The organism is Streptomyces sp. NPDC006309, from assembly GCF_040613095.1.
Taxonomy (GTDB): Bacteria; Actinomycetota; Actinomycetes; order Streptomycetales; family Streptomycetaceae; genus Streptomyces.
This window is the reverse complement of the sequence record NZ_JBEXRO010000004.1, coordinates 289,377-304,798: the sequence shown is the minus strand read 5'-3', so window position 1 is coordinate 304,798 and position 15,422 is coordinate 289,377. Positions and strand designations below refer to the sequence as shown.

Below are 15,422 nucleotides of genomic sequence, written 5' to 3'. Positions count from 1 at the left end.
GCGCCTGGGAAGTCGCTTGGCGTCAGCTCAAGCAGCACGACCATGGCAGCCGGCGGGCCGGGTGCCATAGGTAAAGACGCAGATCGCGTGCTGGAGCATGGCGCCAGTATGCCATGGCCCCGTACAGAGGAAGCCTCCCCGCCCACCCCGTTAGACTCGGTAGCACAGACCCCCGCCCGACCACCAGAAGGCACCCCGTGTCATCAGCGACTCACACTGCCGCCAACCCCGACACCGTTCTGGTCGTGGACTTCGGCGCGCAGTACGCCCAGCTCATCGCCCGTCGCGTCCGCGAGGCGCGGGTCTACAGCGAGATCGTGCCGAGCACCATGCCGGTCCGGGAGATGCTCGCCAAGAAGCCCGCGGCCATCATCCTCTCCGGTGGCCCCTCGTCGGTGTACGAGGAGGGTGCCCCCACCCTCGACCGCGAGATCTTCGAGTCCGGCGTCCCCGTCTTCGGCATGTGCTACGGCTTCCAGCTGATGGCGCAGAGCCTCGGCGGCACCGTCGACAACACCGGAGCCCGCGAGTACGGCCGCACCGACCTCCAGGTCTCCCGGGCGTCCTCCACCCTCTTCGAGGGCACCCCGGCCGAGCAGCACGTGTGGATGTCGCACGGTGACGCCTGCTCCGCCGCGCCCGACGGTTTCACGGTGACCGCGTCCACGGACGTCGTCCCGGTCGCCGCCTTCGAGAACGACGACAAGCGGCTCTACGGCGTCCAGTACCACCCCGAGGTCATGCACTCCACGCACGGCCAGCAGGTGCTGGAGCACTTCCTGTACCGCGGTGCGGGCCTGAAGCCGGACTGGACCACCGGCAACGTGATCGAGGAGCAGGTCGCCGCGATCCGCGAGCTGGTCGGCGACAAGCGCGTGATCTGCGGTCTGTCCGGCGGGGTCGACTCGGCCGTCGCCGCCGCCCTCGTCCAGAAGGCCATCGGCCACCAGCTGACCTGCGTCTACGTCGACCACGGCCTGATGCGCAAGGGTGAGACCGAGCAGGTCGAGAAGGACTTCGTCGCGGCCACCGGCGTCCAGCTGAAGGTCGTCGACGCCGAGGAGCGCTTCCTCACCGCCCTCAAGGGGGTCACCGACCCCGAGGAGAAGCGGAAGATCATCGGTCGGGAGTTCATCCGCGTCTTCGAGCAGGCCCAGGCCGAGATCATCGCCGACGAGGGCCCGGCCGTGGAGTTCCTCGTCCAGGGCACCCTGTACCCGGACGTCGTGGAGTCCGGCGGCGGCACCGGCGCCGCGAACATCAAGTCCCACCACAACGTCGGCGGCCTGCCCGAGGACCTCGAGTTCCAGCTGATCGAGCCGCTGCGCATGCTGTTCAAGGACGAGGTCCGCATGGTCGGCCAGGAGCTTGGCCTGCCCGAGGAGATCGTCCAGCGCCAGCCGTTCCCCGGCCCCGGCCTGGGCATCCGCATCGTCGGCGAGGTGACCAAGGAACGCCTCGACCTGCTGCGTGAGGCCGACGCCATCGCCCGCGAGGAGCTGACCGCGGCCGGCCTCGACCGCGACATCTGGCAGTGCCCGGTGGTGCTGCTCGCCGACGTCCGCAGTGTGGGCGTCCAGGGTGACGGCCGCACCTACGGCCACCCGGTCGTGCTGCGCCCCGTCTCCTCCGAGGACGCCATGACCGCCGACTGGTCCCGGCTGCCCTACGACGTCCTCGCCCGCATCTCCACCCGCATCACCAACGAGGTCCGGGACGTCAACCGGGTCGTGCTCGACGTGACGTCCAAGCCGCCGGGCACCATCGAGTGGGAGTAGTCCTCCCCAGGTTCCAGGCCGTGTCGTAGAACTCCCGCCGTTCGCCCGAGCAGGCGGGAGTCCGACGGCATGGCCTAGCGGCGCCGGAGAGTGCGCACCGGCTCTCCGGGCTTCCATACCCGGGTGACCAGGTACATGTCGTCCTCGACGGAGGTCCGTACGACCTCCGTCAGCTCGGTGCGGAAGAGGTGGAACGGCTCCGGCGGTTCCACCTCTTTCACGTAGGCGGCCTTCGCCGCGCCGTCCTCGACCTCGTACGCCCGCCCGCTGACCCGCACATCCCCGCCGCCCATGCCCGTCCCCTCGCCGGGGTTGGCCTGAAGGGCGAAGCGGGGGTCGCGGCGCAGGTCGAGGGACTTGAGGGAGCCCGGCATCATGCCGAGCCAGAGTTCCCCGCCCAGGAAACGGACCTCGAGGCCGGACGTGCGGGGCGAGCCGTCCTTGCGGAGGGTCACCAGGACGTGGTGCCGGTACGCGCCGAAGCGCTGCTCGGTGGTCGCCGCCAGTTCGGGCGCGGCGTTGCTGAAGGCTGCCCAGTTCATACGGACGAGTCTCGCCGAGAATGCCGACATCTTCTGTCGGGTATTCGCGGCACACGGCATCTTCACACAACGGCTCTGCTGTTCTGCGCCGGCCGGAGGTAATTTCCGCCCGTACCGCAATCCCAGTGCTGGAGGACCTATGCACGGGCCCGAACCGCCCCTGCCGCTGCCCACCGACCAGCTTCGGTTCGCCATGCCGCCCATGCACGAGACGGCCGAGGACGAACGCCGGCACCGCAAGGAGCGGCTCGCGGGTGCCCTGCGGATCTTCGGACGGGCCGGCCTGGAGGAGGGGGTGTCCGGGCACGTCACGGCCCGGGACCCCGAGTTCACCGACTGCTTCTGGGTCAACCCCTTCGGAATGCCGTTCCGGCACGTCACCGTCGGCGACCTCGTCCTCGCCAACCAGGACGGGCAGGTCGTCGAGGGCCGCTACCACGTCAACCAGGCCGCCTTCACCGTCCACGCCCAGGTCCACGCCGCCCGCCCCGACGTCGTCGCCGTCGCCCACTGCTACTCCGTGCACGGCCGAGCCCTCGCCGCCCTCGGCGACCTCATCGACCCCATCACCCAGGAGAGCTGCGCCTTCTACGAGGACATCGCCCTGTACGACGCCTACACCGGCGTCACCGTCGACGCCGGGGAGGGCCGCCGGATCGCCGCCGCGCTCGGCTCCCGCAAGGCGCTCGTACTGCGCAACCACGGGCTGCTCACCGTCGGCGACTCGGTGGACGCGGCGGCCTGGTGGTTCCTTTCCCTGGAGCGCTCCTGCCAGGTGCAGCTGATGGCCCAGGCGGCGGGCCGGCCGGTGCTCATCGACCACAGACTGGCGGTCGCCACCCGGGAACAGCTCGGCGGCGACCTGGTCGCCTGGATCAACTACCAGCCGCTGTGGCAGGACATCAGCCGCAGCGAACCGGACCTGCTCGGCTGAAGCCCCGGCACGGCCGCCTCCGTCACCACGAACTCCCCCCGCTGGATGATCCCGGCCGTACGGCAATGTGCGCAGCCAAGTCAACATGGCGGTCCGCGCTTCACCCGCGGCACCCCCGAGTCGCGGCCCCCAAGGCCCTGATGTAGGGCACAATTCGCTGTCAACACTGGGCAGTTGCCGGGCGGTCGCGCGCACTGCGCCGGCCGGCGGCCATGACGGCAGGTCATGGGGAAGGCGGGCGTCGGGCATGGCGGTGCAGGAGGCCAGGGGGGACACGGGTGCTGAGGGCGGCGACAGCGGCTGCACCTGCGGGGACTGCCCGCACGGTGCGGGAGAGGGACACCGGCGGGCCGTCGCCGCGTTCTTGCGCCGGCGCGACGAGTTCGCCGCCGGCCGGGGACTGCCGGCGGCCGTCGCGCACTCCGTCCCGGCGTCCCGCCAGTGGGTCTCCGAGGAACTGACCCAGCGGGCCGAGGCCGTCGCCGCACGCGGCCGGGCCGAGGGTGCCACCTGGCTGGCCCGGCTGTGGCTGCGGACCGTGTACACGGTGTGGGGCGCGGTCACCGCGCTGCTGCTCACGGAGGCGCTCACCGCGATCGGCGCGGGCTGGACCGGCGCCCGCACCGCCGCTCTGCTGGCCGCACTCGCCGTCGCCGTCGCGCTGACCGCCGCCTGCTTCTTCCACCGGGCGCGCGGCGGAGCGCTCGCACCGGTGATCGGCGAGGACAACCGCATGTCCACCTCCCGTACCGTGGCCGTCTGCTGGGTGCTGTTCATCGGATACGCCGTCCTGCTGCTGGCCGCCCGCTTGGCCGCGGCCTCCGATCCGGCCGAGCGCGACACCCTGGTCTCGGGCCTCGGCCTGGCGCGCGGCGCGGGTCTGCTGACCGTCCTCGCCGTGGTGTGCGGCATCGCCGTCCTGGTCCGCCGGGTGGTGGGCCTGCGCATCCTCGCCCAGCGCCTCCAGAAGGTGCCGGCCCACCGGCCGCGCGCCGCCGACCTGCTCACCGACGACTCCGGCCGGGGTGCCTTCGCCGACATCCAGTACGTCGCCGTCAGCGCCGTCGCCCTGCTGTTCGCCGCCGTACGGCTGGCCCGCCGCCCCGACCGGCTGCCCGACCTGCCCTGGGGCCTGGCCGTGGTCGTGCTCATCTCGGCCGCGACCTACCTGGCTGGCAAGTACGCCGAGGGCGGCCGGCCCGTGATCCTCTCGGTGGTCCGCGCCCGCGAACCCGGCGACCTCGACGGACCCGTCCGTACCGGCGACGACATCGAGATCCGTGGCGCCGGTTTCGTCCCGCCCGGTGCCCAGACCGCCGACCACCTCTCCCGCATGGTGGTCCGCATCGGAGCGGTCGACGTCCACGTCCCCCTGGTCCCCGTCACCGGCGGCTTCCGCAACCCCACGGACACCGCCCTGACCGTGCCCGTGCCCGCCGACGTCGAGCCCGGCCCGGTGGACATCCAGGTGGTGACCGCAGCCGGCACGGCGACCAACCGGTACCCGGTCCACGTGACGGAGTGAGCCGGCCCCACCCACCCCGCCGTCCGCACGAACGCCGGAAATCCGGAGAATCGTCCGGGACAGGATTGAACGGGCCCCCCTCGTCGTACGTATCGTCGGACGAGGGGTGGCACGGTGGGCGAGAGGCGGCTGGCAGCGATGACTCACGGCATGCGGACGGACACGTACACCAACCGCCTGAACGGTTCCCGCCCCTGGCGGGACACCGCCACCCACTACGCGCTCCTGCCGCTCCGCGTCTTCCTCGGGGTCACCTTCGTCTACGCCGGCCTCAACAAGCTCACCGACAGCGCGTTCTTCCACGCCAGCGGCACCGGCTCGATCGGCGAGACCCTGAGCGGGGCCCGTGGATCCGCCGCCCTCCCGGCCCTGATCGACCTGGCCCTGAAGAGCCCGGTGGGCTTCGGCTACGCCATCGCCCTCGGCGAGCTGGCCGTCGGCATCGGCACCCTGCTCGGCCTGTTCGGGCGGCTGGCCGCGCTCGGCGGTGCGCTGATCTCGCTCAGCCTCTGGCTGACGGTGAGCTGGGCGACCACCCCCTACTACTACGGCAACGACCTCGTCTACCTGATGGCCTGGCTCCCCCTGGTCCTCGCCGGCGCCCCGTACCTCTCCCTGGACGCGGCCTGGCGGGCCCGGCGGGAGCGGGCCGGCGGTTACCGCTAGCCGCCCTCCGCACCTCCGCGTCTGCGTATCCCCCGGGTCAGGACGGCCGTGATCCCGGCCAGGCAGAGGCCGCCCACCACGAGCGGCACGACCGCGAACCACGGCGTGTCCCACAGGCCGCCCGCGTCCCCCGCGTACACGGCACCGGTGGCGGTGAGGAAGAGTCCGGCGACCAGCTTCCCGGGCTGGAACTCATGACGCAGCACGGCTGACCTCCACCTGTCCCACACCGACGCCGAGCGTCAGCTCCAGCGTGCCCGCCTTCCCGGCACCGTCGGCCGGCGCCAGCGTCATGTCCTTGTGCCTGCCGGGCTTCACGTCCACGTCCTTTCCGCTGTCCCCGGGCAACCGGATGTCGCCCACGCCCACATCGATGCTCATCCGCACGGTCGCGTCCGCCGGCACGATCACCTTCAGCTGTCCCGCGCCCACCCGGGCGTCCGTCGTGACCGTCTGCCCCTCGGCCGGACGCACCCGGCTCAGATCCAGGGTGCCCCGGCCGGTGCCGAGGTCGTACGCGGACCGCAGCTGGGCCGTGGCGGCCGGCTTCCAGGACGTCTCCCGCCAGTGGCCGGTGATGTCCCGGGGCAGGGCCGCCGCCCCGGCCAGCAGGGCCACCGTGACGATCGCCAGGAACACCGTGCCCGCCCCGGTCCGGCCCAGGAACGCGCTGAACGCGATGCCCAGGCCGAACACCGCCAGCGCGCACGCCAGGCCGGTCTGGAGGCTGGTGCCCAGCGGATGGCTGCCCCAGCCGATCCCGGCGCCCAGGCCGCCCGCCAGCATGGCCAGCAGGAACAGCCGGCCACCGATCCAGCGGGGACCGCGCTGGGGCGGTATCGGGGGCTCGGTGCGGGGCGGCCGTACGGTCCCCTGATGCGTCCAGGGGGTGGCGACGCCGATGTCGAGGTCCGAGGTGAGGTCCCGGTCCCGGGCGTCGCCGGGCCCCCACAGATAACCGGTGCCACCGACATGGGTGCCGTCCTTGACGATCGGGTCCCGCCACCAGGACGGGTAGGTGATGACCGGCGGCGCCTGGGCCTCCGGCGGGGCGACGGCGGCGACCTGCGCGGCCAGCGGGTCGGGGTCGGGGGCGTCCCGGCGCCGTGACCAGTACCCGGCGCCCGTGAGCAGCAGCGAGAGCACCGCGGCGAAGGCCAGCACCCCGCCGTTTCTCAGCATCGTCAGGAAGATCCCGCAGCCGACCAGCGCGAACAGCACGGCGGCCAGCGCCTGGCCGTCGACGCGGCCCGTGAACAGCTTGCGGAGTTCGTTCTCCTCCTCGTCCGCGTACGGCACCAGAAGCCAGGCGAAGCCGTAGAAGATGAGGCCGAGGCCGCCGGTCGCAGACAGCACGGCCAGGGTGATCCGGAAGATCACCGGATCCATGTCGGTCTGCCGTCCCAGCCCCGCGCACACGCCCGCGATCATTTTGTGTCCGCGGTCGCGCCGGAACCGCTCGGGAACCGCGGTGGTGTCCTGACGCGCTTCCCGCTCGTCGGTCGCGCTGCCGCTGCCGCTGCCGCTGCCGCTGCCGCTGCCGTCAGCGGTATCGGTGGAGACGCGAGCGCTGGTGTGAGTACGGGTGCGGGTGCCGGGGCCGGCCGCTCCTGTCTTTCCCGTCGCGGCGGGCGCGGCATCCGTCGGCCCGGTGCCCGGGGCCGGGCGCGGGCCGGAGCCGGGTCCCGGACCCGTCGCGGCGTGCTCGTGATCCGTCATGCGTCCATGGTGACGGCCCGTCCGCCCCGGCGGCAGTCGGGACAACCCTGGGCCGACCCTGAAATCGGCCCCGAGACGGGCCGGGGAGGCGTTCGACCCGCACCGACCGCCGGACGGTCCGCCACCCCGGCCGGCTCCGGCGGAAGATCAGGGGCGTCTCGGGGACCGACCCTGATGCCCCGCCCCACCGGCCGTGTGACCATCGATGCCATGCCGGAAGCCGCAAGCCCGCCCCTCGACGACCCGCGGCCACCGCGCAAGCTCTACCGCAGCAGCGACGGACGCTGGCTCGGCGGAGTGGCGCGGGGCCTCGCCGGGCATCTCGGGCTGCCCGTCGTCTGGGTGCGGCTCGTCTTCGTCGGCCTGTTCATGGCCGACGGACTCGGCGCCCTGCTGTACGCGGCGTTCTGGTTCTTCGTCCCGCTCGGCATCGGCGGCGTCGGCGGCCAGAAGCCGTCGCTGGTGGGGACGGAGACCTCGGCGGACGGCCGGCGCAAGCTGGTGGCCCGCAAGCCGGACCGGGGGCAGATCGCCGCACTGCTCCTCATGGTCATCGTGTCCATGGTCTTCGTCGGCAGCGTCAACCTGGGCGGCCCGGCCAAGGCGTATCTGGTGCCCGCCGTGCTCGTCGCGGCCGGTGTCGCCCTTGTCTGGCGCCAGGCCGACAACGCCCGCCGGGCCCGCTGGGTCGAGGTCGGCCGCCGGCGCCGCACGCTGACGCTGCTGCGTGCGGCCGCCGGTGTCCTGCTGGTCACGGCCGGTGTCTCGGCCGTCTTCGTCCTCCAGGGCTCGGCCGCCCACCTCGGCGCGGTCCTCCAGGCCGCGCTCGCCGTCCTGGTGGGCATCACCCTGCTCGCCGGCCCGTATCTGGTCCGCATGACCCAGGACCTGTCCGAGGAACGCCTGATGCGCATCCGCGCCCAGGAGCGTGCGGAGGTCGCCGCCCACGTGCACGACTCCGTGCTGCACACCCTCACCCTGATCCAGCGCAACGCCGACAACGCGAGCGAGGTGCGCCGACTCGCGCGCGCCCAGGAACGCGACCTGCGCACCTGGTTGTACAAGCCGGAGGGCACCGGCAAGGAGGAGACGGACGAACCGGACACGATCGCCGAGGCGGTGCGGCGCAACGCCGCCGAGGTGGAGGACAAGCACGGCGTGCCCATCGAGGTCGTCGTCGTCGGCGACTGCCCGCTGGACGAGAGGACCGGCGCGCAGATGCAGGCCGCGCGCGAGGCGATGGTGAACGCCGCCAAGTACGGTGGCGACGGCGGTGCCGTACAGGTGTATGCCGAAGTCGAGGGAAAGGCGGTCTTCGTGTCCGTGCGCGACCGGGGCCCCGGCTTCGACCTGGACTCGATACCCGCCGACCGCATGGGCGTCAGAGAATCGATCATCGGCCGCATGGAGCGCAACGGCGGTACGGCCCGGCTGCGGGCGGTGCCGGGGGGCGGGACCGAGGTCGAGCTGGAGATGGAGAGGGCGGAGAGGACGTCATGAGCGACGCGACCGAGGCGAACGGCACGGCGGGGGCGGCACAGGCGGCAGGGACCGAGCGGTCCGATGACGGCGGTGCGCGTGGGCGGCAGGTGCGGGTGGTGCTCGTGGACGACCACCGGATGTTCCGCACCGGTGTGCGGGCCGAGATCGGCCGGACCGCCGAGACGGGGGTCGAGGTGGTCGGCGAGGCCGCGGACGTCGACCAGGCGGTCTCGGTCATCATCGCGACCCGGCCCGAGGTGGTCCTCCTCGACGTCCACCTGCCGGGCGGCGGCGGGGTCGAGGTGCTGCGCCGGTGTGCGGCCCTGATGGCGGACCCCGAACGGCCCGTCCGCTTCCTGGCGCTGTCCGTGTCGGACGCGGCGGAGGACGTGATCGGTGTGATCCGCGGTGGCGCCCGCGGCTATGTCACCAAGACGATCACCGGCACCGACCTGGTCGACTCGGTCTTCCGCGTACAGGAGGGCGACGCCGTCTTCTCCCCGCGGCTGGCCGGGTTCGTCCTGGACGCCTTCGCCTCCACCGACGCCCCGCCGCTGGACGAGGACCTGGACCGCCTCACCCAGCGCGAGCGCGAGGTGTTGCGCCTGATCGCCCGTGGTTACGCGTACAAGGAGATCGCCAAGCAGCTGTTCATCTCAGTGAAGACGGTCGAGTCCCATGTCTCGGCGGTCCTGCGCAAGCTCCAGCTGTCCAACCGTCATGAGCTGACCCGCTGGGCGACCGCCCGCCGGCTGGTCTGACCCCCGCGGCACCGCCCGCCTCACCCCGGAGCCTGCCCGTACCGCGACCTTGTTCCACCCCCCACGAAAGCCCGGGTCACGACCCTCACGCCACGCGGGTCGCCCCCGCGAACGGCATCTGGTCGACCGGCGCCAGGCGGACCGGGGCCGACGGGTTCGGGGCGTGGATCATCTGGCCGTCGCCCACGTAGATGCCGACGTGACTGATCCCGGAGTAGAAGAACACCAGGTCGCCCGGCTGGAGTTCGGAGCGGGACACCCGTCGGCCCGCATCGATCTGGGCGTAGGTGGTGCGGGGCAGGGAGACGCCGGCCGAGCGGTAGGCGGCCTGCACCAGTCCCGAGCAGTCGAAGGCGTTCGGACCGGTCGCCCCCCACACGTAGGGGCTGCCGAGCTTGCCGTAGGCGTAGGCGACGGCCGCCGCCGCACGTGCGGTGGTGGCCGGTGAGGGCCCGGCCCGCATCGGCTCCCGCGGGCCCGCGGCCGACCGGGAGACGCGTCGGCCCGTGCCGCCGGTGACCTCGGCCCGCTGGCGGGGCGTCAGTCGGGCGAGCAGCCGCCGGGCCTCGTCCAGTTTGCCGGTGACGGTCCTCTTCTGCCGGTCCAGCTCCGCCTGCCGTGCGCGCAGCGACGACAGCTCGATACGCGCGGCACCGCGCAGCCGCTCGATCTCCCGCAGTTGGTCGCGGACCCGGGACACCACGGCGGCCTGCCGGTGACCGGCCCGTTCCGCGAACGCGGCGCCGTCCAGATATCGGTCGGGGGCGCTGGAGAGGGCCAGCTGCCAGGCCGGGTCGACGCCGCCGTCCCGGTACTGCGCCGCCGCGATCGAGCCCAGTGCGTCGCGGGCCGAGCTGAGTCTCTGCTGTCTGCGGGCGGCCTGGTCCTGGAATCCGGCGATCCGTTTTTGGGCCGCCTCCGCCTTCTCCTTCGCCCCGTCGTACTTCTCAGTGGCGGTCTCGGCCTCCCGGTACAGGCGGTCCACCTCGGCCTTCACCTGCCCGGGCGTCGGCTGGGGCTCGGCGTGGCCCGTCCCGTCGAAGCCCGTCGCGGTGGCCACGCCCGCCAGGGCGAGTGTGGCGGCTGTGCGGGCCGTACCACTGAGCGAGCGTTGCCGGGGCTTGCGGTGCGCTGCCACCTGGACCGTCACGTCCTTCCGTACGGCTCGTATGTCGAGCGGTCAGTGCGCCCGGCGGCGGTCCGCACAGGGGGAACGGGCCGCCGCCGGGTCCTTCTCGGCGCGGGTGACCGACTGCCGCCCCTGGTCCGGGCGGCGTGGGGAGCCGGTCACCTGGAGGAGGACGCTAGGCCGAACGGTGACGAGTTGGTAACGCACTGTGCGGAACTGTCCGCGACGGGCTGGGATTTGACCGCATGTGATCCCGCTGCCCAGCCGGAGTCGTTCCGTTCACGCTGCGTGATGATCGAAGTGCAGGAAGTGGGACGGGCGGGACGGGTGGGGTGCTATGGCTCGCATATACGCCCGCCGGTGTCCGCGACCCCCGTCACGAGCGCTCGGTGGGGCCGGTGAAGGGGGGCCGGGGCACGCCTGGTTAGGCTCCGGCCCCATGGACGTACTCATCCATCTCTTCGTCGGCCTGCACATCGTCGGTATCGCCGCGCTGCTCGGCGGTTTCCTCACCCAGATGAAGGCGATGGGCCGGGGCACGGCCCGGTTCGTGCCCGGAATGCTGCACGGCGCGCTGACCATGCTGGTCACCGGGGTGGCGCTGGTCGGCCTCAACCAGGCCGACGACCACCACATCAACACCGTGAAGATCGGCGTGAAGCTGGCCCTGCTGATCGTGATCCTCGGGCTGGTCTACGTCAAACGCGACGAGGAGCGGATCGACAAGGGCCAGTTCGCGCTCGTCGGCCTGCTGACCACGGCGAACATCTTCATCGCCGTGCTCTGGACCTGATCGCCGGCCGGTGGGCCGTCCGCATTGGCCGCGCCGTCCGCATTGGCCGCGCCGGCCGGTGGGCCGGCCAGGGCCGGCCCGGGACGTCAGCCCGGTCGCACCACGCTGTGGACGGCCGACCCGCCGACGGAGGAGATCGGTTCCTCACGGACGTACGCGCCCGGTCTGGGCGCGTGGATCATCATGCCGTCGCCCGTGCAGAGCCCGACGTGGCGGCGGTCGTCGTGGAAGAAGACGAGGTCGCCGGGGCGGGCGTCGGCCGGCGGCACCGTGGTGCCGGCGGCGGCCTGGTCACGGGCGGTACGCGGCAGGGTGACGCCGGCGGACTTCCAGGCGGCCTGGGTCAGGCCCGAGCAGTCGTAGGAGCCGGGGCCGGCGGCACCCCACACGCAGGGCTTGCCGAGCTGGGCCCGGGCGAAGGCGACGGCCTTCCCGGCCTTGGCCGCGTCCGTGCCGGACGGCGCGGACCCCTGGGCGGTCCGCTGTGCGAGCAGCACGCGCGCATGGGCGAGCTTTCGCTGAACGGCGGTCTTCACCGCCTTCGGGTCCCGCACGGCTCGAGCGGCGATCTCCGGCCGGCTGTTCCCGGGCGGTACGACGGAGTCCGCGGGCGGCACGACGGCCACCTCCCGGCCCGGTAGGACCGCGTCCCTGACCGGTGGTGCCGGTGCCACCGGTGCGAGTGTGGTGACGTCGCCTCCGGGGACCGGCGCTACGACGCCCCCGCTCCACCGGGGTGCTGCGACATCGCGGCCCGCTGCCGCGGCGCCGATTCTCCCCCTGGCCCCCGCGGCACTGTCCCCGCCCCGCGTGGGCGGCAGGACGGCCGTGTCCAGGGCGGAGGCGGTGCCGCGGGGGGCCGGGACGGCACGGGCCCGGGCCGCGCGCCGGGCGACCTCGTCACGGAGCCGCTGGAGGCTGTCGGCCTGCCGCCGTGGGACGCCAGCCGGTTCCTGGGCCGCTGCGGCCGTCCCGGTCGCGGAGTCCGCCCGGCGGTAGAGGTCGTCGATCTTCCGCTCGACCTCCTCCGGGCTCGGCCTGCCGTGACCGGCCTCGGGAGCGGCCTCCGCGGTCTGGGAGAACACGGCGAGGGAGGTGAGGGCGGCGGTGGCGAGAGCGGGGGTGCGGATGCCCGCTCCGGGCGTTCCGCCGGGGCGCGGCTTGCGGTGCGACGCCAAGGGAGGCGACTCCTTCCTAGCTGCCGCCTACCGGGTTAGCTGTCGGGTTCGGGCGGACGGAAGGGTTGCCCTACGGCGTCGTCCCGGGCGGGAGTCGGCCGATTCACCCCGGGATTCGGTGGGTCCCCGGCTCCGGGTGCCGCGCAGGGGGCACGCCGGACTCGGCGGAGGCCGCGCGGCCCGGCGACGTTCGCCGGAGGGGGGTCGTGCGGCCTGACGGCAACCTAGCCAACTCGTGTGGCTTCTGTGAAGGTTGGTGCGCAGTATGTCCGATACATTTCCGTGACCTCGGGGCGGGTTCACGCGGACGTGACCAGGTGCTTCCGGTGCGTGAGGGGTCGCGGGGCACCCGCGTGGCGAAGATCGGCTTGCGGGACGGTGACCGGTTGTCGGTGGGGCGCCCTAGACTCGGAGAGCGATGAGCAGCCTCTTTGACGACAGCTTCCTGGCGGACCTCCAGCCCCCGCGTGGGCACGACGAGGAGCTCCCGCCGCCGCCCGAGCACGACCACGCTCCGGAGCCCCTTCCGGACGATCTGTTCGGCGGGAAGTTCGACGTGCCGCCGGACCGGGACTCCCACTACCGCGACGGCGCCCCGCGCCCCGTGATCGACGCGGCGGCGCTCCTGGAGGGGCTGAACGAGAACCAGCGCGCCGCGGTCGTGCACGCCGGCTCCCCGCTGCTCATCGTCGCCGGCGCCGGTTCCGGCAAGACCCGTGTGCTCACCCACCGCATCGCCCACCTGCTCGCCGAGCGGAGCGTCCACCCGGGTCAGATCCTCGCGATCACCTTCACCAACAAGGCCGCCGGCGAGATGAAGGAGCGCGTCGAGCAGCTCGTCGGCCCGCGCGCCAACGCGATGTGGGTGATGACCTTCCACAGCGCGTGTGTGCGCATCCTCCGCCGCGAGTCGAAAAAGCTCGGTTTCACCTCGTCGTTCTCGATCTACGACGCGGCCGACAGCAAGCGCCTGATGGCCCTGGTCTGCCGTGATCTGGAACTCGACCCCAAGCGCTACCCGCCCAAGTCCTTCAGCGCCAAGATCAGCAATCTGAAGAACGAGCTGATCGACGAGGAGGACTTCGCCGCCCAGGCCGCCGACGGTTTCGAGAAGACCCTCGCCCAGGCGTACGCGCTCTACCAGTCGCGGCTGCGCGAGGCCAACGCCCTCGACTTCGACGACCTGATCATGACGACGGTCAACCTGCTGCGCGCCTTCCCGGACGTCGCCGACCACTACCGCCGCCGCTTCCGGCACGTCCTGGTCGACGAGTATCAGGACACCAACCACGCCCAGTACGCCCTGGTGCGCGAGCTGGTCGGGACGGGCGAGCGTGCCGCCGAGGACGCCGACGTACCGCCCGGCGACAGCGACCTGCCGCCGGCCGAACTGTGTGTCGTGGGTGACGCCGACCAGTCGATCTACGCCTTCCGGGGCGCGACGATCCGCAACATCCTCCAGTTCGAGGAGGACTACCCGAACGCGACGACGATCCTGTTGGAGCAGAACTACCGCTCCACGCAGACGATCCTGTCCGCGGCCAACGCGGTCATCGAGCGCAACGAGTCCCGCCGCCCGAAGAACCTGTGGACCAACGCCGGCCACGGCGCCCGGATCACCGGTTACGTCGCCGACACCGAGCACGACGAGGCTCAGTTCGTCGCGGAGGAGATAGACCGGCTCACCGACGCGGGCGAGGCACGCGCCGGGGACGTCGCCGTCTTCTACCGCACCAACGCCCAGTCCCGTGTGTTCGAAGAGGTCTTCATCCGCGTCGGCCTGCCGTACAAGGTCGTCGGCGGCGTCCGCTTCTACGAGCGCAAGGAGGTCAGGGACGTCCTGGCCTACCTGCGTGTCCTCGCCAACCCCGAGGACTCCGTGCCGCTGCGCCGCATCCTCAACGTGCCCAAGCGGGGTATCGGCGACCGCGCGGAGGCCATGGTCGACGCCCTCGCCCAGCGCGAGAAGATCAGCTTCCCCCAGGCCCTGAAGCGGGTCGACGAGGCGTACGGCATGGCCGCGCGGTCCACGAACGCGGTGAAGCGGTTCAACACGCTGATGGAGGACCTGCGCACGATCGTCGAATCCGGCGCCGGCCCGGCGACCGTCCTCGAAGCGGTACTCGAACGCACCGGGTATCTGGCCGAGTTGCAGGCCTCCACCGACCCGCAGGACGAGACCCGCATCGAGAACCTTCAGGAACTCGCCGCCGTGGCGCTCGAGTTCGAGCAGGAGCGCGGGGAAGGGGAGGCCGGCACGCTCGCCGACTTCCTGGAGCAGGTCGCCCTGGTCGCCGACTCCGACCAGATCCCCGACGAGGAGGGCGGCGACGGCGTCATCACGCTGATGACGCTGCACACCGCCAAGGGCCTGGAGTTCCCGGTCGTGTTCCTGACCGGCATGGAGGACGGCGTCTTCCCGCACATGCGCGCCCTCGGCGAGGCCAAGGAGCTGGAGGAGGAGCGCCGCCTGGCCTACGTCGGCATCACCCGCGCCCGGGAGCGGCTGTACCTCACGCGGTCGGCGCTGCGCAGCGCCTGGGGCCAGCCGTCGTACAACCCGCCGTCCCGCTTCCTGGAGGAGATCCCGGCCGCGCACCTGGAGTGGAAGCGGACGGGGGCCGCGGCGCCGGTGTCGTCCGGGCCGGTGTCCGGGATCGCGGCCTCGCTGTCCTCCTCCCGCTCGCGCTCCTCGGCGTCGGGCGCGTCGGGGTTCGCCACGCGGCGCACGGCAGAGAAGCCGGTGGTCGCGCTTGCCGTCGGCGACCGGGTCACCCACGACCAGTTCGGCCTGGGCACGGTCGTCGGGGTGAAGGGCACGGGCGCGAACACGGAGGCCACGGTCGACTTCGGGGACACCAAGCCGAAGCGGCTGCTGCTGCGGTACGCGCCGGTGGAGAAGCTGTAGGGCACAG

The 15,422-nt window shown here is 72.4% G+C and carries 13 protein-coding genes and 1 riboswitch; of the genes, 8 read left to right on the top strand and 5 right to left on the bottom strand.

The window, feature by feature from the left end; all coding sequences use genetic code 11:
* Positions 1-197: 197 nt before the first annotated feature.
* Positions 198-1,778, top strand: coding sequence for a glutamine-hydrolyzing GMP synthase (gene guaA, locus ABZ117_RS08410; protein ID WP_356818624.1), 1,581 nt, complete (start codon positions 198-200; stop codon positions 1,776-1,778).
* A gap of 74 nt (positions 1,779-1,852) precedes the next feature.
* Here guaA and ABZ117_RS08405 read toward each other — a convergent pair whose 3' ends face one another.
* Entirely contained in the window at positions 1,853-2,320 is a 468-nt protein-coding gene (locus ABZ117_RS08405; RefSeq protein WP_356818622.1) for a pyridoxamine 5'-phosphate oxidase family protein, read from the bottom strand.
* Positions 2,321-2,459: 139 nt separating this feature from the next.
* Between ABZ117_RS08405 and ABZ117_RS08400 the strand changes: the two genes are divergently transcribed.
* The 3 genes from ABZ117_RS08400 (at position 2,460) to ABZ117_RS08390 (ending at position 5,445) form a co-directional block, all read left to right on the top strand.
* Positions 2,460-3,254 carry a class II aldolase/adducin family protein gene (locus ABZ117_RS08400; RefSeq protein WP_356818620.1) on the top strand — a complete coding sequence of 265 codons (795 nt, stop codon included), beginning with the start codon at positions 2,460-2,462 and terminating at the stop codon, positions 3,252-3,254.
* Between the two features lie 247 nt (positions 3,255-3,501).
* The gene (locus tag ABZ117_RS08395) at positions 3,502-4,779 is read left to right on the top strand and encodes a hypothetical protein (protein ID WP_356818618.1); all 1,278 of its coding nucleotides are present in this window, start codon (positions 3,502-3,504) and stop codon (positions 4,777-4,779) included.
* A 138-nt stretch (positions 4,780-4,917) separates the two neighbouring features.
* The gene (locus tag ABZ117_RS08390; RefSeq protein WP_356818616.1) at positions 4,918-5,445 is read left to right on the top strand and encodes a DoxX family membrane protein; all 528 of its coding nucleotides are present in this window, start codon (positions 4,918-4,920) and stop codon (positions 5,443-5,445) included.
* Here ABZ117_RS08390 and ABZ117_RS08385 read toward each other — a convergent pair.
* Together ABZ117_RS08385 and ABZ117_RS08380 are read right to left on the bottom strand one after the other, a co-directional pair.
* Positions 5,442-5,651, bottom strand: a complete 210-nt coding sequence (locus ABZ117_RS08385; protein ID WP_356818614.1) for a hypothetical protein — start codon at positions 5,649-5,651, stop codon at positions 5,442-5,444. The two genes, ABZ117_RS08390 and ABZ117_RS08385, sit on opposite strands and share 4 nt — an antisense overlap.
* Entirely contained in the window at positions 5,638-7,164 is a 1,527-nt protein-coding gene (locus ABZ117_RS08380; protein WP_356818612.1) for a PspC domain-containing protein, read from the bottom strand. The genes ABZ117_RS08385 and ABZ117_RS08380 overlap by 14 nt, the downstream gene beginning before the upstream one ends.
* A gap of 210 nt (positions 7,165-7,374) precedes the next feature.
* Between ABZ117_RS08380 and ABZ117_RS08375 the strand changes: the two genes are divergently transcribed.
* Positions 7,375-8,664: a PspC domain-containing protein gene (locus ABZ117_RS08375; RefSeq protein ID WP_356818610.1), complete on the top strand. Its 1,290-nt coding sequence runs from the start codon at positions 7,375-7,377 to the stop codon at positions 8,662-8,664.
* Positions 8,661-9,407 carry a response regulator transcription factor gene (locus tag ABZ117_RS08370; RefSeq protein WP_356818608.1) on the top strand — a complete coding sequence of 249 codons (747 nt, stop codon included), beginning with the start codon at positions 8,661-8,663 and terminating at the stop codon, positions 9,405-9,407. The genes ABZ117_RS08375 and ABZ117_RS08370 overlap by 4 nt, the downstream gene beginning before the upstream one ends.
* Before the next feature lie 85 nt (positions 9,408-9,492).
* Here the strand turns inward: ABZ117_RS08370 and ABZ117_RS08365 are convergent, their stop codons facing one another.
* Positions 9,493-10,545, bottom strand: a complete 1,053-nt coding sequence (locus ABZ117_RS08365) for an NlpC/P60 family protein (RefSeq protein WP_356818832.1) — start codon at positions 10,543-10,545, stop codon at positions 9,493-9,495.
* A gap of 430 nt (positions 10,546-10,975) precedes the next feature.
* Here ABZ117_RS08365 and ABZ117_RS08360 point away from each other — a divergent pair, with 430 nt between their 5' ends.
* On the top strand, positions 10,976-11,329 hold the full coding sequence (locus ABZ117_RS08360; protein ID WP_356818606.1) for a hypothetical protein: 354 nt from the start codon (positions 10,976-10,978) through the stop codon (positions 11,327-11,329).
* 86 nt (positions 11,330-11,415) lie between these two features.
* On the opposite strand, the gene ABZ117_RS08355 is transcribed toward ABZ117_RS08360, so the two are convergent.
* A complete protein-coding gene (locus ABZ117_RS08355) occupies positions 11,416-12,507 on the bottom strand; it encodes a C40 family peptidase (RefSeq protein ID WP_356818604.1) in 1,092 nt (363 codons plus the stop codon).
* A gap of 8 nt (positions 12,508-12,515) precedes the next feature.
* Positions 12,516-12,684: riboswitch (cyclic di-AMP (ydaO/yuaA leader) on the bottom strand.
* A 241-nt stretch (positions 12,685-12,925) separates the two neighbouring features.
* On the opposite strand from ABZ117_RS08355, the gene pcrA reads away from it, so the two are divergent.
* Positions 12,926-15,415 carry a DNA helicase PcrA gene (gene pcrA, locus ABZ117_RS08350; protein WP_356818602.1) on the top strand — a complete coding sequence of 830 codons (2,490 nt, stop codon included), beginning with the start codon at positions 12,926-12,928 and terminating at the stop codon, positions 15,413-15,415.
* Positions 15,416-15,422: the final 7 nt, after the last annotated feature.

Bases quoted from the DNA above. Each gene is read 5' to 3' on its own strand.
- ABZ117_RS08405 (WP_356818622.1), bottom strand. From the start codon at position 2,320: ATGAACTGGGCAGCCTTCAGCAACGCCGCGCCCGAACTGGCGGCGACC.
- ABZ117_RS08400 (WP_356818620.1), top strand. From the start codon at position 2,460: ATGCACGGGCCCGAACCGCCCCTGCCGCTGCCCACCGACCAGCTTCGG.
- ABZ117_RS08395 (WP_356818618.1), top strand. From the start codon at position 3,502: ATGGCGGTGCAGGAGGCCAGGGGGGACACGGGTGCTGAGGGCGGCGAC.
- ABZ117_RS08390 (WP_356818616.1), top strand. From the start codon at position 4,918: ATGACTCACGGCATGCGGACGGACACGTACACCAACCGCCTGAACGGT.
- ABZ117_RS08380 (WP_356818612.1), bottom strand. From the start codon at position 7,164: ATGACGGATCACGAGCACGCCGCGACGGGTCCGGGACCCGGCTCCGGC.
- ABZ117_RS08375 (WP_356818610.1), top strand. From the start codon at position 7,375: ATGCCGGAAGCCGCAAGCCCGCCCCTCGACGACCCGCGGCCACCGCGC.
- ABZ117_RS08370 (WP_356818608.1), top strand. From the start codon at position 8,661: ATGAGCGACGCGACCGAGGCGAACGGCACGGCGGGGGCGGCACAGGCG.
- ABZ117_RS08360 (WP_356818606.1), top strand. From the start codon at position 10,976: ATGGACGTACTCATCCATCTCTTCGTCGGCCTGCACATCGTCGGTATC.
- pcrA (WP_356818602.1), top strand. From the start codon at position 12,926: ATGAGCAGCCTCTTTGACGACAGCTTCCTGGCGGACCTCCAGCCCCCG.